This window comes from Desulfurivibrio alkaliphilus AHT 2, assembly GCF_000092205.1.
GTDB lineage: Bacteria > Desulfobacterota > Desulfobulbia > Desulfobulbales > Desulfurivibrionaceae > Desulfurivibrio > Desulfurivibrio alkaliphilus.
The window spans coordinates 2,902,370-2,917,637 of record NC_014216.1; the positions used below are offsets into that span (position 1 = coordinate 2,902,370).

Genomic DNA, 15,268 nt, shown 5'->3' on the forward strand with positions numbered 1-15,268 from the left:
GTTTTTCCTGTGCGCCGGCATAACAACCCGTTTTTCCACGGGCTGTTATGCGGCGGGAGTGTAACTGAAGGCGAGGCGTTTGCCCTTGATGGTTACCCGAACCTCTCCACCCTTGCGCAGTTGACCGAACAGAATTTCTTCGGTGAGGGTATCGCCGATTTCCTTCATGATCAGCCGGCGCAAGGGGCGAGCCCCGTACTCGGGGTCGTAGCCTTGCTTGGCCAGCCAGGTGCGGGCCGCCGCAGTGAGGCTGATGGTCACCTTCTTTTCACTCAACCGTTCCTGCAGTTCCAGGACCATCTTGTCGACGATTTGTTCCATCAAAGAGGTGTCCAGAGAGTTGAAGGTGATGATGCTGTCCAGCCGGTTGCGGAATTCCGGGGCAAAAAGATTTTTCAATGCCTTGCCGTCCCGACCCTGGCTGTCGCCGGTGAAACCGATGGGCCGCTCGGCCAGTTCCCGGGCTCCGGCGTTGGTGGTCATGATCAGGATCACGTTGCGGAAATCGGCCTTGCGGCCGGAGTTGTCGGTGAGCGAGGCGTGATCCATGACCTGCAGCAGGATGCTGAAGATATCGGGATGGGCCTTCTCCAGCTCGTCAAAGAGCAGCACGCTGTGGGGGTGCTTGCGGATCGCCTCGGTGAGCAGGCCGCCCTGGTCGAAGCCCACATAGCCGGGGGGCGAGCCGATCAGCCGGGAAACCGCGTGTTTTTCCATGTACTCGCTCATGTCGAAGCGCTCGAAATGAATGGACAGATTGGCCGCCAACTGCCGGGCCAGCTCGGTCTTGCCCACCCCGGTGGGGCCGGCAAAGAGGAAGGCGCCGGTGGGGCCCTCGGGCCGCTTGATCCCGGCCCGGGAGCGCTTGACGGCGCCGGTTAAGGCGCTGATGGCCTGGTCCTGGCCGAAAATCTGGCTCTTGAGCATGGTTTCAAGCAGGCGCAGCCTCTCGATATCGGCCCCGGAAGCGCTCTTGGCCGGCACCCGGGCCAGCCGGGAAACCACCTCTTCCACGTCGCGCACCGTCACGCTGCGGCGTTTTTTGCCCCGGCGCAGACGAAAAGCCGCCCCCACTTCGTCCAGCACGTCGATGGCCTTATCGGGCAGGAAGCGCTCGTTGATGTAGCGGTCGGCCAGTTCGGCGGCGGCCTTGAGTGAGGTGGCGGAATATTTGATCTGGTGATGTTTTTCGTAGTGGGGCCGCAGTCCTTGCAGGATGGCGTAAGTGTCCGGCACCGAGGGCTCGGCCACATCGATCTTTTGGAAGCGCCGTGACAGGGCCCGGTCTTTCTCCAAATGGTTTTTGTACTCTTCGTAGGTGGTGGCCCCGATGCAGCGAAGGCTGCCGGACTGCAGGGCGGGCTTGAGCAGGTTGGAAGCGTCCATGCTGCCGCCGCTGGTGGCGCCGGCCCCGACGATGGTGTGGATCTCGTCGATGAACAGGATGATCTGGGGGTTATCCTCCACCGCCTTGATCACCGCCTTTAAGCGCTGCTCGAAATCTCCCCGGTACTTGGTGCCGGAAAGCAGGCCGCCCATATCCAGCAGGCGGATCTCCACCTCTTTCAGCAGGTCCGGCACCAGCTCGCAGGCGGCCTGGTTTTGTTGCCGGCTTTCGTGGATCCGCAGGGCCAGGCCTTCAGCCAGGGCGGTTTTGCCCACCCCGGGTTCACCCACCAGCAGCGGGTTGTTCTTGCGCCGCCGGCACAGGGTCTGCATGATCCTTTTCAGCTCGTTCTCGCGACCGATCAGCGGGTCGATCAAGCCCTGGGCGGCCCGCTGGCTGAAATTGACGGTATACTGCTCCAGGGCCTCGGCGTTTTTATCCGCCGGCTTGGCTCGACCCTGGTCGCTCTTGCCCTCCCGGTCGGTGGCGGGGGCGTGGTTTGGCGCGGCCGATTCGGGGATGCCGGCCGGCCGGCCATGGGAGATATACTCCACCACATCCAGCTTTTTGATCCCCTCCAGGTTGAGAAAGTAAACTGCATAGGATTCCGGTTCGGAAAAAATCGCCGCCAGCACGTCCCCGCCGTCCACCTCTTTTTTGCCGCAGCTCTGCACATGGGCGATGGCCCGTTGCAAAACCCGGTTAAAGCCGATGGTCTGGATGGGGTCGTGACCGATCCCACCCGGCATGCTGGGCAGGCTGGTGGTGAAAAAATCTTCCAGCTTTTCCTTCATCAAGGTGATATCACCGCCGCAGGCGGTCAAAATTTCCGCAGCCAGATCGTCATGGAGCAGGCCGTAAAGGATATGCTCCACGGTAACATGCTCGTGCTTGCGGACCTTGGCTTCTCTGATGGCCCGGACCAGGGCCATTTCCAACTTATCGTTAATCATGGCTCTATTCTCGCTGATATCGGGGGAGTCCCGGTTGAAAAAAAAATCAAATAACACCTTCGGCAAGCGGCCTCGGGTTTGCTGAGGCTGCTTATGCTTCTACTTATGGTAACCATTTACGATGAAAATGCAACAAAAGGGGAGAAGATAGAAGAAAGGGGAAAAGAAGGCAGGGCCACCAGGGGGCGAAACTGCTTCCCGAGGCGGCCCTGTGAGCGACGACAAATAGATATGGGCCTGAAAGGAATCAGTTGCTCCGGTGGATGGCAATAATCACGTAATCCGTGGCGGAAAGTCTTTTGAGCTCGAAGACGATCTTGTCTCCCGGCTGTAGTCCTTTCGCCAGAGCCGGGTCAGCCAGGTCGAGATCCATGGTCATGGCCGGCCAATTGAGGGCCGGGATCGGTTCGTGGTTGAGGGTGATGGTTTTGCCGGCCGGATCGGTGGCGGTTACCACCCCGTTGGCCGTGACCACCTGGGCCTGGTCGGCCGTGGCTCCGCTACTCTTTCCGTGGCCGCCATGCCCGTGGCTGGCGGCCAGGGCGGGGGCGGAAAGGGCGAAGATGATGCTGGCTCCGGCGATGATGCTGATGATGGTTTTCTTCATGATGTGCTCCTTAAATTAAGAGGTTTGGCGTTTTTTCCAGAGGAAAAAGACCGAGGGTAATACCACCAGGGTAAGAATGGTGGCGCTGACCATGCCGCCCACCATGGGGGCGGCAATGCGCCGCATTACTTCCGAACCGGTACCGGTGCTGAGCATGATCGGCAACAGGCCGATGATGATGGTGGCCACGGTCATGATCTTGGGCCGTACCCGCAGCAGAGCCCCTTCCACCACCGCCTCCAGCAGGTTGGCGACGGTGAAGGGGCGGCCGGCGGCGGTGGCCAGTTCCCGGTGCTTTTTCAGCGCCTGATCCAGGTAAACCAGCATCACCACCCCGGTTTCGGCGGCCACCCCGGCCAGGGCGATGAAGCCGACGCTGACCGCGATGGAAAGGTTGTAGTCCAGCAGGTAGAGCAGCCAGAAGCCCCCCACCAGGGAAAGCGGCAGGGTGGCCATGATCAGCACTGCCTCGCCCATCCGCCCGAAGCTCAGGTAGAGAAAGAGCATGATGATGATCAGGGTCAGTGGCACCACCACCTTGAGGCGTTCGTTGGCCCGCGCCATGTGCTCGTACTGGCCCGACCAGCCGATGGAATAGCCGGGGGGGATCTCCACGTAACGGGCCACGGCTTCGCGGGCCTCGGCGACGTAGCCGCCCAGGTCACGGCCCTGGATATCGACATAGGTCCAGCCGCTGAGCCGGGCGTTCTCGCTGCGGATCATCGGGGGCCCGTCGCTGATGGTCACCGTGGCCACCTGCTCCAGGGCCACCCAGGCCCCGCCGGGGGTGGCCAGGGGCAACTGGCGCAGCTTTTCCAGGGAGTCGCGCAGGTCGCGGGGGTAGCGGAGATTGATGGGGTAACGCTCCAGCCCTTCCACGGTGGTGCCGATGTTCATCCCCCCCACGGCGGTGCGGATCACCTCGTGGACATCGGCCACGTTGAGGCCGTAGCGGGCCGCCATGGGCCGGTTGACCTCGACCTCGATGTAGCGGCCGCCGGTGACCCGTTCCGAGTAGACCGACGAAGTGCCCGGCACCCCCTTGATCACTTCCTCGATCCGTTCGCCGATCTCCTGGATCACCGCCAGGTCGGCCCCGGCCACCTTGATTCCCACCGGGGTGCGGATTCCGGTGGCCAGCATGTCGATCCGGGTGCGGATCGGCATCACCCAGGCATTGGTGACCCCGGGCAGCTGCACGGCCGCGTCCAGCTCGCGGATCAGCTTTTCGGTGGTCATTCCGGGCCGCCACTGGTCGCGGGGTTTCAGTTGAATGGTGGTTTCCAGCATGGTCAGCGGCGCCGGGTCGGTGGCGGTCTCGGCCCGGCCGGTCTTGCCGAAGACGGTTTTGACTTCGGGCACCGTTTTGATCAGGCGGTCGGTCTGCTGCAGCAGTTCGGCGGCCTTGCCGGCCGAAAGCCCCGGCAGGGTGGTGGGCATGTACATCAGGTCGCCCTCGTCCAGGTCGGGCATGAACTCGGAACCCAGCCTGGTGGCGGGGTAGAGCATGCTGAGGGCGGCCACCAGGGTCAAAAAGACAATGGTTTTGGGGTAACCCAGGGCCACCCGGATCACCGGCCGGTAGGCGGCGATCAGCATCCGGTTGGCGGGGTTTTTATGCTCGGGAATGATCCGGCCCCGGATGCAGTAGCCCATCAGTACCGGTACCAGGGTGATGGCCAGGCCCGCCGCCACTGCCATGGCGTAGGTCTTGGTGAAGGCCAGGGGCGAAAACAGCCGCCCCTCCTGGGCCTCCAGGGTGAAAACCGGCAGAAAGCTGATGGTGATGATCAGCAGGGCGAAAAAGAGGGCCGGGCCGACTTCCAGGGTGGCCCGCTCGATCACCGCCCAATGCTCGGCGGCGTTGGCCGGCTTGCGGCGCTCCAGGTGCTTGTGGACGTTTTCGATCATCACGATGGCGGCGTCCACCATCGCCCCGATGGCGATGGCGATCCCCCCCAGAGACATGATGTTGGCGTTGATCCCCTGCAGGTGCATGATCACGAAGGCTCCCAGCACCCCCAGGGGCAGACTGATGGCGATGACCAGCGACGAGCGCAGGTGGAGGAGGAAGAGCAGGCAGACCAGAACCACCACGATCAGTTCCTTGATCAGGGTGTCCTTGAGGTTGGCCACCGCCCGTTCGATGACGGCGGAGCGATCGTAGGTTTCGACGATTTCCACCCCGGGCGGCAGGCCGGGCCGGATTTCCGCCAGTTTGCTCTTGACCCCCTCGATGACGGCCCGGGCGTTCTCGCCGGAGCGCATCACCACGATGCCGCCCACCACTTCTCCCAAGCCGTCCAACTCGGCGATGCCGCGCCGCATCTGGGGGCCGGTGCTGATTTCGGCCACCTCGCCCAGCAGCAGGGGCGTGCCGGTGGGGCCGATCTTGACGGGAATCCGGCGCAGGTCGTCGAGGTTCTCGATATAACCCTTGGCCCGGATCATATATTCGGCTTCCGCCATTTCAATGGCCGAGCCGCCGCTTTCCAGGTTGGCCCGCCGGACCGCGTTGGCGATGTCGGTGGTACTCAGGCCGTAGGAACGGAGCCGGTGGGGATCGACCACGATCTGGTACTGGCGGACCATGCCGCCCACCGTGGCCACTTCCGAGACCCCGGCCACCGTCTGCAATTCATATTTGAGGAACCAGTCCTGGATGGCGCGCAACTGGCCGAGGTCATGGTTGCCGCTGCGGTCCACCAGGGCGTACTGGTAGACCCAGCCCACTCCGGTGGCGTCGGGCCCCAGGGCGGGGGTGGCCCCTTCCGGCAGGCTGCCCGCCGCCTGGCTGAGGTACTCCAGCACCCGGCCCCGGGCCCAATAGAGGTCGGTGCCGTCCTCGAAGATCACGTAGATATAGGAATCGCCGAACATCGAGTAGCCCCGCACGGCGGTGGCCTTGGGCACCGCCAACAGGGCGCTGGAGAGGGGATAGGTCACCTGCTGCTCCACCACCTGGGGCGACTGGCCGGGATAGGTGGTCTTGATGATCACCTGGACGTCGGAAAGATCGGGAATGGCGTCCAGGGGGGTCCGCTGCAGGGAATAAAAACCCCAGAGAGCCAGAAAAATGCTGGCCAGCAGTACCAGCAGGCGGTTGGCCAAAGACCAGCGGATAATGGCGGCGATCATGGCCGGATCTCCTCGCCGTTGACCCGCAGGGCCACGACCCGGAAGGTGACCGGATCAAGTTGCTCCAGGGCGAAGTGAAAGGGCGCTCCCGGCTTAAGATGGGTGGGAACGGTCAGACCCGGGGCCAGTTCCAGGTCCATGGTCATGGCCGGCCAGCCCAGCTCGGGAATCGGCTGGTGGCTGAGGTTGATGGCGGTGGGCGAGCTGCCGGGTCCGTTGTAGGTCCCTTCGCTCCAGATTTCCTGGCCGGGCTCCGGCTCGGCCAGGGGCTCCAGCCGGGTCAGGGAGGCCCGCAGGCTGCTTTCCGAATCGATCAGGAACTGGGCCGAAACCACCACCTCGTCGCCGGGGTTGAGGCCGGCCAGAATCTCGACCTGGTCGGCGCTGATGGTTCCCGCCCGCACCTCCACCGCTTCAAAACGACCCTCGGGGCGGGCCAGGATCACCCGCTGGCTGTCGCCGCTGCGGATCAGGGCCTCATTGGGGATCAGCAGCACCTCGTGGCGGGGTTCGCCGAAGATCCGGACCCGGGTGAACATGTCGGGCTTGAGTTGCCCGCCGGGGTTGGCGAAGCTCAGGCGGGCCTGGAGCGCCCGGCTGCGGGGGTCCAGGGAGGGATAGATGAAATCCACCACCCCCTCCAGGGTATCGCCCCCGGCCTGGTCCAGGTGCAGCTTGGTTCGCTGGCCCACCCGGACCAGGGGCGCCTGGTGTTCGAAAACCTCCACCCGGGCCCAGACCCGGTCGAGATTGGCGATGGTCATGATATCCATGCCCGGAGTCACGAACATCCCTTCCCGGATCGCCAGTTCACTGAGTACCCCGTCCTGGCGGGCGTAAACCGGCACCAACTGGCGCACCTGGCGGTCACGTTCGATCTCCTCGATGGTTTTGGGGCTGAGGCCCAGGGCCGCCAGGCGCCGGCGGGATGCTTCGCGGATGGCGGGCTGGTTCATGGCCAGGGTGCGGAGGAATTCCTCCTGGGCGTTGACCAGGGCGGGGGAGTAGAGTTCGAAGAGCAGTTGGCCCCGGCGGATCTCCTGGCCCAGGCTGCGGGCCGCCAGCCCTTCCACCCAGCCCTCGGTGCGGACATGGACATGGACCAGCCGGGTTTCGTCATAGTCGATGAAGCCCACCGCCTCCACCGCCGGTTCGATGGTGCCGAGGTCGGCTACGGCGGTGCGCACGCCCAGGCTCTGGGCGATTTCCGGGGCGATGCTGATTCCCGGCCCGTCGCCGTTATCGGCGTAGATGGGAATGTAGTCCATCCCCATTTCGTCCTTGCGGGGCACCTCGGAGGTTACCCGGGGATTGTGGGGGTGGCGGTAGTAGAGGATTTCCCGTTCAGCGGCGGCGGGGGCGGATTCATTGGTTACCTGCCCGGTTTCCGTCCCGTGAAAAAAATGGTAAAAAACGGATAAATCGGTCCCCATTTTAGTGGCGGTCAGGCCAGCCCCCAGGGCGAAGGCCAGGATGATGCCGGCAAGATATTTCAGACGCATGGTTGGTTCCTTTATGGCAAAGTTTCGCCGGTCACGGTTTCCAGGACGGCGAGCTGGGTCTGATGGCGGGCGATCGCTTCCAGTTCTTCGCGCTGGAAATTGAACAGGGCCATCTGGCTGTCGAGGACGTTCATGAAATCGGTGGTGCCCGAGTGGTAGGCGGCCAGGGCCGCCCCGGCGGCGTGTTCGGCCCGGGGAATGATGTCGCTGCGGTAGAGTTCGGCCAGGCGCCGACTGCTGTCCAGTTGGCTGAGGACCTCGCCGATGCCCCGGCGGATCTGGTTGCGGGCCCGTTCCTGTTCCGCCCGGGCCAGGCGGATTTCCGCCTCGGCCTCGGCGGCCCTGGCGTGGCGCTGTTCCCGGCGGATGGGCAGGTTGAAGCTGATGCCGGCGCTGTACATATCGTAGCCGGGATCGTCCATGGCCGGCTCACGCTGCATGTATTCCAGCGAGAAGGTGACATCGGGGTAAAAATCCCGCTCGGCCAGCCGCCGCCGGGCGGCGGCCTGCTGTTCCCGGGCCGCCAGTTGTCGGAACAGGGGGCGATTGGCGGCCAGCTGTTCCAACTCCGCGCTGGTCATGGTCAGGGGGGTCAGCTGTAGGGGGGCGGTCGGGTTGATGGGGGTGTCGACGGGCCGGGCCCGCAAAGTGTTTAAGGCGACCTCCAGGCTGCGGCGGCGCTGCTGGAGAAAAATCTCCATTTCCTCCATCTTCGCCCGTTCCACCTGGGCCTTGAGGACATCCTGGAGCAAACCGCGGCCAACCTCGTAGAGGCTGGTGCTCTGGTCGCTAAGGTCATCGAGGACGCCGATGTTGTGGTCCACAATCTCCAGGGCTCGGTCAACGAAAAGGAGTTGGTACCAGGTCTCCCTGACCAGGCCGCTCAACTCCAGGGCCCGCTCTTCCACTTCCAGGCGGGCGGCTTCGGCGTCATGGCGGGCCGCTTCTCGCTGCAACTCGCGTTTGCCGAAAAAGGGTACGGTTTGGCTGATGCCGATTACCTTGGCACTCATGGAGTCGCGATCAAAAGCGAGGGGGTCGCGAACCAGCAGGTTCTGGACTTGGAGCATCAGCATCGGGTCTTCCAGGGTGCCGGCCTGCCTTACCCGTTCACTGTATGCCTGCCAGCGAGCCTGGTCTGTTTCCAATTGCGGGTTGTTGGCCAGGACTTCGGCCACCAGCCGGTCCAGGTCGTGACCACTTACCCCGTGGACCTCGGGCTCGGTTACGCCGGCCGGGGTTGGCGGAGGGGCGGCCTGAGGCGAGGTCAACGGGCCCAGCAGAGCGGCGAGGGTGAGCAAAAGGGCGAAAAATTTGGGCATGGCTTGAACTCCTTCGGTTCGAGGGCGCGGAGCCGGAGCCGGGGCGCGCCGGACGACAAAAGAAAACGCAATAAGCGTGCCAGTTGGCGGCAGATCTGCTTATCGGGCTAAATAATGGTTAATTTTGACTTGAAACAGGGGGAGGCCCGGGCCGGATTCAAATGAAGAGAGAGAAAAAAATGAAGAATATTCTTCAGGGGAATGAATAATATTCTTCAAAAAATGGGGGGCGAGCAACGGAGATCGGTCAGTTGAGGCCGAATTTTTCCAAACGATAGATCAGGACGTGGCGGGGCAGGCGGAGCAGGCGGGCTGCCTGGGAGCGGTTGCCGCCGCTGCGGGCCAGGGCTTTTTGGATCAGCTCCTTTTCCACCTCCTCCAAAGAAAGACCATCGGGGGGCAGTTCGGGCAGCCAGGAGTTGCCAGCCGCGCCGGCGGGGGCGGGCAATTGCAGGTCGGCGGGGCCGATCTCGGCCCCGCGCCTGAGAATGACCGAGCGCTCCACCAGGTTGCCCAGTTCGCGGATATTGCCGGGCCAGGGATAGTCGGCCAGCCGGGCCAGGGCTTCCGGGTTGAAGCGGACTTCCGGCGGGGCGCCGATGCGCTTCAGGAAATGAGCGATCAGGGCCGGGATATCCTCGCGCCGCTGCCTCAGGGAGGGGATCTCGAGCAGAATCACCCCCAGGCGGTAAAAGAGGTCTTCGCGGAAACGGCCGGTGGCGATTTCGGCCTGGATATCGCGGTTGGTGGCGGCGATCAGCCGGACGTCGATTTTTTCCCGCCGATCGGAGCCCACCGGTTCCACCTCCCGCTCCTGGATCACCCGTAGCAGCTTGGCCTGGAGTTCCGGTTGCAACTCCCCGATTTCATCCAAGAAAATGGTGCCGCCGGCCGCCGTTTGAAAACGGCCCCGGCGGTTGGCCACCGCTCCGGTGAAGGCTCCGCGGACATGGCCGAAGAGTTCGCTTTCCAGCAGGGTGGGGGGGATGGCGGCGCAGTTGACCGCCACCATCGGCCCCTCCCGCCGGGGGCTGTGGCGGTGGAGCAGGCGGGCCAGCACCTCCTTGCCGGTGCCGGATTCGCCGGTGATCAGCACCGAGGCTTCGCTGTCGGCGGCCCGCAGGGCCACTTCCAGCAGTTCGGCCATGGCCGGGTTGGCGGTTTCCATGCCTTCGGCGCCGCTGAGCCGGTCCACCTCGGCGGCCAGATCCCGGTTGCGGAGCTTGAGGTTGCGCATTTCCAGGGCCTTGCGGCAGGCCAGGCGCAAGGTCTCCCGGTCGAAGGGCTTGGTGATGAAGGTGAAGGCCCCCTCCTGCATGGCCCGCACCGCCAGATCGATGGAGCCGAAGGCGGTGATCACGATCACCGGGGTTTCCGGGGCTCGCTCCTTGATGGCGGCCAGCACCGTCAGCCCGTCCAGGTCGCCCAGCTTGACGTCGGTGATTACCAGGTCAAAGCTCTCGGCCTTGAACAGTTCCAGGCCTTGGCGGCCGGAAGCGGCCAGGCGCACCGTGAAGCCGGCCCGTTCCAGGTTGTGGCCGGTAACCCGGCGCAGGCTGTCGTCGTCGTCAATAAGCAGAATCAGGTCGGGCATCTGTTTGGTCCTGGTTGATCGCTTATCCCGTCGTCCCCCGGCTCGGTTACGGCGGAAAAGTTTTCCGCCGGCAGCCGGAGGGTGAAAAGGGCGCCGCCGCCGGGCCGATCTCCCGCCGTGATGGTGCCCCCCAGGCTTTCCACGATCTTGCGGCTGATCAGCAGGCCCAGGCCCGTGCCTTCCGGCTTGGCGGTATAAAAGGCGGTGAAGATTTTCTCCTTGTCGGCCTCGGCGATTCCCGGGCCATTGTCCGCCACCGTCACCTGCACCTCCAGCGCCCGGCGCTCCACGGCCAGGGAGATCTCACCCCCCGGGGAGACCGCGTCGATGGCGTTGAGCAGCAGGTTTAGTAAAACCTGGGAGACCGGGTTGGCGGGCACCGCCAGGTCCGCTGCCTGCTCCAGACCGTGGACCCGGTACTGGATATTCTTTTTGCCCATGGGGTTGGCCGCCAGGGCGGCGATCCTGGTCAGCAGCCGGTCCAGGGGTTCCAATGGCTCCGCCGGATCCGCGTATGTCGTGGGTTCTCCGGTGCTGCCGGGTTCCGGGTTGTCCGCCCGCTGGCCGCGGGAGTAGCCCAGGACTTTGTCCACCGTGGCGTTGAGGCGGCTCGTTTCCTTTAGCAAGATCTCGACAAATTCTCGCCGGGGGTGGCCCGGCGGGAACTCATCGAGAAAGATTTCCGCCGTGCCCCGGATGGAACTCAGCGGATTTTTGATCTCGTGGGCCAGGGAGGCGGAGAGCCGGCCCAGGGCGGAGAGGCGTTGGGCGGCGGCCAGTTGTTTCTCCGCCGCCAGCAACTGCCCGGTTTCCCGCTGGAGCCGCCGGTGGGATTTCTCCAGCTTTTCCGAAAGTCTACGGTACTGCTCCCGCAGGCGGTGTTCCCGGTCGGCGATCACCCCCACCACCAGGCCGGTGGCCAGATAAAGGGTGATCTCGGTCAATTCGCCGAGGTAGGTTTCCAGTCCCTGGCCGAAAAAATGGAACAGATGGGGGATGAAGGCCAGGGACGAGAGCCCGGCCAGAATCAGCCCGCCCCGCATCCCGAACCACAGCGCTCCCAACACAATGGGGAAATAGCTGAGCCGGCGGAAGGTGTCGTGATAAAAATGGAGGTGCCCCGGGGTGAAATAGTGGAGCAGGCCGATGGCCGCCACTATCAGGACCAGGGCCAGGAAGCGCCCGTTCATCGGGGGTAAGCCCTGCTCACTCCCGCTCCAGGGAACATTTGAGGGGATATTCGTGCTTGCGGGCCAGGTTGTGGACCATGGCGCTCTTGGTTTCCGCCACGTCCCGGGGGTAAACCCCGGCCACGCCGACCCCCTCTTTGTGGACACTCATCATGATCCGGTGGGCGCTGTCGGTGTCGTGCTTGAACACCGTTTCCAGTACCGTGACCACGAAATCCATGGTGGTGTAATCGTCGTTGTGCAGCAGCACCTTGTAGCGCGGCGGCTGGCGTAATTCCTGCTCTTCCCTGGTGACTGCATCAAGACCGGTTTGATCCTGGGACATGTTGCTCATCTTTGCCGTTTCCTTGGCACTTGCTTCAAGCTTATTCAGGTTGTTAAGGCTGGCCGGCAACGGCGATGCCGCCGTCGGCAAACCCGGAGTGGATTGCAATCAATTAAATTATGGTAATCATTTACCGCGAAAATGCAACCGTTGTCAGGTCTGGTCGGGTCGAGGTTCAGCCCCGGTTGCCGGTTGCCGAGCGGCAAAGAGCAGGGCGCTTAACACGGCGTCTTCCGGCAGGCCGGAGCCTTTAAGCCGGTGCTCGGCGACCAGCAGGGCCCGGAGCAGTTCCTGCAACTGCCGGGAGGATAACCGGCCGGCCTGAAGAAAAAGCTGGTACAGGGCGTAGGGGTGCGTGGGGAAAGAGCCTGGCCAGGTAAATGCCTCGGCCGGGGTGGTCTGGTCGGCCTGCTCTTCCCAGGCTTTCTTGACCTGCGGCAGGTAGTTTTTTTGAAAAGCGGGGTAGGCCAGGCTCGAATCGCAGGGTCGGCCGGCTTGGTCCTGGACCGCCCGGGCCAGCAGCAGTTTGCGGACATGATTGCGCAACCCGCCCAAGATGGCCAGCGGGTGCATGCCGCCTTGCTGCAAACGCTCCAGAATGGAGATGCTCTTTTCCAGCCGCCCGCCGGTGAAGGCCTCGCTCAACTCAAAGATCGCCTCTTCCCGGGTGCGGCCCACCAGTTCTGCCACTTCCCGGCGGCCGATGGTCTCCTGTTCATCAAGGTACAGGGCCAGCTTTTCCGCTTCCATGACCACCGCCACCGGGTGGAAGCCTACCCGTTCCAGCAGCAATTCCAGGGCGTCGGGGCGTATTTTTTTGTTGAAGCCGGCCAGGGTTTCGTGGATCAGGTTTTTGAGCAAAGCGGCCTGTTCTTTGCGGGCCGGGGCCGAACTGCCGGAATCGATGCCGAGATCAACGATGACCGCCTTTTTCTCCAGGTATTTGTATAGTTTTTTGCGCTTGTCGGCGGTTTCGGCCAACAGCAGCAGCACCTTGCCCGGCGGCAGGCCGGCCTCGAGGGCGCTCATCAGTTCTTCACCGGCATCGCCCTTGGCCGCTGCCGGCGGCCGGTCGTCGTCGGTGCTCAAGAACTCACCGGCCCAGGCGGTGTCGGCGGGTTTGGCAAAGCCGAACAACTTTTGCCACTGGCTGGCGCTGATCTCGGCCAAATGGTCGCGGTGCCAGGCCACCGGGGCCAGGCCCGCCAGGCCCAGCATGGCCTTGAGATGGCGCTCGGTTTCCCGGCGGTTTTCCGACCCCCGGGCCTCTTGGGCTTTTTCCCACAGGGTTTTGGCCACCGTTTTGGAGTAGAGCAGGCGGGAATCCACCACCTTGGTCACCTGGCGCCCGGTGAAAAGGCTGTAGGTGCGGAGTCGGGCCAGGGTTTTGCCCGGCTCCTCCTTGTCGCCGTCGATGATGGTGAGTTGATTTTGGCGCTGTCGCTCATCGGGAAGCAGGGCGGCCTCAATGGCCGCCGCCGCCTCCCGGCAGAGAAAGCGTTCGCCCACCAGCAGGTAGGCCGGGGCGATCTCGTCGGCGGCTATTTGCGCGAGCAGTTTAGGCAGGTCTTGGCGCTTGAAGGTGGGCATCCGGTCTTTTTAACACAGCTCTGGATTTTGGACGAGGGCAAAGCTGTAGTGGCGATTTTACCTTTTGAAGCCGTGCCCGGCCAGGATTTCCTGACCCTGGTCGGAAAGGATGAACTGCACAAACCTGCCGGCCAGCTCGGGCTCCCGGCTATCCTTGAGCGATGCAACAGAATAGCTCACCGGTTGGGGCAGGGACAGGGTGGCCACCACCTTGACCCGCTCCCCGCCCCGGGCGGCGTCGGTGGCGTACATCAGCCCGGCGTCCACTTCCCCGCGCCGGACGTAGTCGAGAACCTGGCGCACGTTCTCGGCGAAAATCAGTTTGGGCAGCAATTCCTCCCAAAGTCCCAAGTCCGTAAGAGCGGTCTTGGCATAGGCGCCCGCCGGAACGGTTGTCGGGGTTCCCACTCCGATCCGCCGTACCCGCTCTCCTTTGAGATCCTCGGTTTTGGCCACCGCCGCCCGGTTTGCCGCCGGAACCGCCAGGACCAGGGTGTTGTGGGCAAAGATTACCGCCTCATCCCCCTGGACGAAACCGCCTTGGACAGCTTCGTTCATCCATTGCGGGTTGGCGGAGGCGTACACATCCACTGGCGCGCCCTGTTTGATCTGGCGGAAAAGGGCCCCGGAAGAGGCGTAGTTGACGGTTACCCGCACGCCGGGGTTGAGTTGTTCGAACTCCGCCTTGACGCTGTTCATGGCATTGCTCAGTGAGGCGGCGGTGGACACCAGCAGTTCCTGGGCGGCGGCCGGTGCGGCCGGCAGGAATAAAAGAATGCCACCGAATAATAATGCCTTAATCTTTTTCAACCCTTGACCTCCCATTTGGGCTGGCCCAGTCGGTTGGCGGCCCAGAGAATGGCTACGCAGACCACGGACAGGAGCAGGACCAGTTGGTTGGCCAGGCTGTCATCTCCGGCCTGGACCGCGCTGTAGACGGCCAGGGAGAGGGTCTGGGTGCGGCCGGGCAGGTTGCCGGCGACCATCAGGGTGGCGCCGAACTCGCCCATGGCCCGGGCAAAAGCCAGCATGGTTCCGGCCATGATTCCGCGCCTGGCCAGGGGCAGCGAAATTCGTAAGAAAACCTGCCACTCGCTGCAGCCCAGGGTTCGAGCCGCGTCTTCACAATTGCGGCCCACATTTTCCAGGGCGGCCCGGGTCGCCCTGAAGACCAGGGGAAAAGCCACCACCGCCGCGGCCAGCACCGCCCCCTGCCAGGTGAACATCAAGGTTATTCCGAAGGTAGACTCCAGCCAGCGACCGAGCACCCCGTTGCGGCCCACCAGGACGATCAGGTAGTAGCCCAGCACCGTGGGTGGCAAAACCATGGGCAGGGTAAGCAGGGCATCCAGCCCGTCGCGGCCGGGAAAGCGGAAGCGATGGATGATCCAGGCCAGCAGCACCCCGAAAATCAAGGCGATCAGGGTGGCTAAAGTGGCCACCCGCAGGGTGAGTTGCAAGGGAATCCAGAATGATGCTGCAAGCATGATCTAACCCGGTTGGCGCTCTGTTGATATGGCTTCGCTGTATTCCTCGCCCATTTCCAGGCTCAGCTCCTGTAAAATATGTCTGGATGATCCTTGGTCCATGTCGTCATATTTATTAGTGCATAACGATTGTGGCAAGCCCTTTTGCATATGGTTTTCACTGGCGTTGACTA

At 63.4% G+C, this 15,268-nt stretch carries 11 protein-coding genes; all 11 read right to left on the reverse strand.

What is annotated here, in order from left to right:
- Positions 1 to 45 precede the first annotated feature (45 nt).
- Positions 46 to 2,340 carry an ATP-dependent Clp protease ATP-binding subunit ClpA gene (gene clpA, locus DAAHT2_RS12630; protein ID WP_013164666.1) on the reverse strand — a complete coding sequence of 765 codons (2,295 nt, stop codon included), beginning with the start codon at positions 2,338 to 2,340 and terminating at the stop codon, positions 46 to 48.
- A gap of 247 nt (positions 2,341 to 2,587) precedes the next feature.
- Positions 2,588 to 2,947 (reverse strand): copper-binding protein, encoded by a 360-nt coding sequence (locus tag DAAHT2_RS12635; RefSeq protein ID WP_013164667.1) that lies wholly within the window; start codon positions 2,945 to 2,947, stop codon positions 2,588 to 2,590.
- Between the two features lie 15 nt (positions 2,948 to 2,962).
- Positions 2,963 to 6,085 (reverse strand): efflux RND transporter permease subunit, encoded by a 3,123-nt coding sequence (locus DAAHT2_RS12640; RefSeq protein ID WP_013164668.1) that lies wholly within the window; start codon positions 6,083 to 6,085, stop codon positions 2,963 to 2,965.
- Positions 6,082 to 7,587 (reverse strand): efflux RND transporter periplasmic adaptor subunit, encoded by a 1,506-nt coding sequence (locus DAAHT2_RS12645; RefSeq protein ID WP_013164669.1) that lies wholly within the window; start codon positions 7,585 to 7,587, stop codon positions 6,082 to 6,084. Before DAAHT2_RS12645 ends, DAAHT2_RS12640 begins: the two co-directional genes overlap by 4 nt.
- Positions 7,588 to 7,598: 11 nt before the next feature.
- Positions 7,599 to 8,909, reverse strand: coding sequence for a TolC family protein (locus DAAHT2_RS12650; RefSeq protein ID WP_013164670.1), 1,311 nt, complete (start codon positions 8,907 to 8,909; stop codon positions 7,599 to 7,601).
- 247 nt (positions 8,910 to 9,156) lie between these two features.
- Positions 9,157 to 10,503, reverse strand: a complete 1,347-nt coding sequence (locus DAAHT2_RS12655; RefSeq protein WP_013164671.1) for a sigma-54-dependent transcriptional regulator — start codon at positions 10,501 to 10,503, stop codon at positions 9,157 to 9,159.
- Positions 10,491 to 11,693 (reverse strand): sensor histidine kinase, encoded by a 1,203-nt coding sequence (locus DAAHT2_RS12660; protein WP_013164672.1) that lies wholly within the window; start codon positions 11,691 to 11,693, stop codon positions 10,491 to 10,493. Before DAAHT2_RS12660 ends, DAAHT2_RS12655 begins: the two co-directional genes overlap by 13 nt.
- A gap of 16 nt (positions 11,694 to 11,709) precedes the next feature.
- The gene (gene clpS / locus DAAHT2_RS12665) at positions 11,710 to 12,027 is read right to left on the reverse strand and encodes an ATP-dependent Clp protease adapter ClpS (RefSeq protein WP_013164673.1); all 318 of its coding nucleotides are present in this window, start codon (positions 12,025 to 12,027) and stop codon (positions 11,710 to 11,712) included.
- Between the two features lie 144 nt (positions 12,028 to 12,171).
- Positions 12,172 to 13,608, reverse strand: coding sequence for a DNA polymerase III subunit delta (gene holA, locus DAAHT2_RS12670; protein WP_013164674.1), 1,437 nt, complete (start codon positions 13,606 to 13,608; stop codon positions 12,172 to 12,174).
- Between the two features lie 57 nt (positions 13,609 to 13,665).
- The gene (gene modA / locus DAAHT2_RS12675; protein WP_013164675.1) at positions 13,666 to 14,418 is read right to left on the reverse strand and encodes a molybdate ABC transporter substrate-binding protein; all 753 of its coding nucleotides are present in this window, start codon (positions 14,416 to 14,418) and stop codon (positions 13,666 to 13,668) included.
- Positions 14,415 to 15,095, reverse strand: a complete 681-nt coding sequence (gene modB / locus DAAHT2_RS12680; RefSeq protein WP_013164676.1) for a molybdate ABC transporter permease subunit — start codon at positions 15,093 to 15,095, stop codon at positions 14,415 to 14,417. The genes modA and modB overlap by 4 nt, the downstream gene beginning before the upstream one ends.
- Between the last annotated feature and the right edge of the window lie 173 nt (positions 15,096 to 15,268).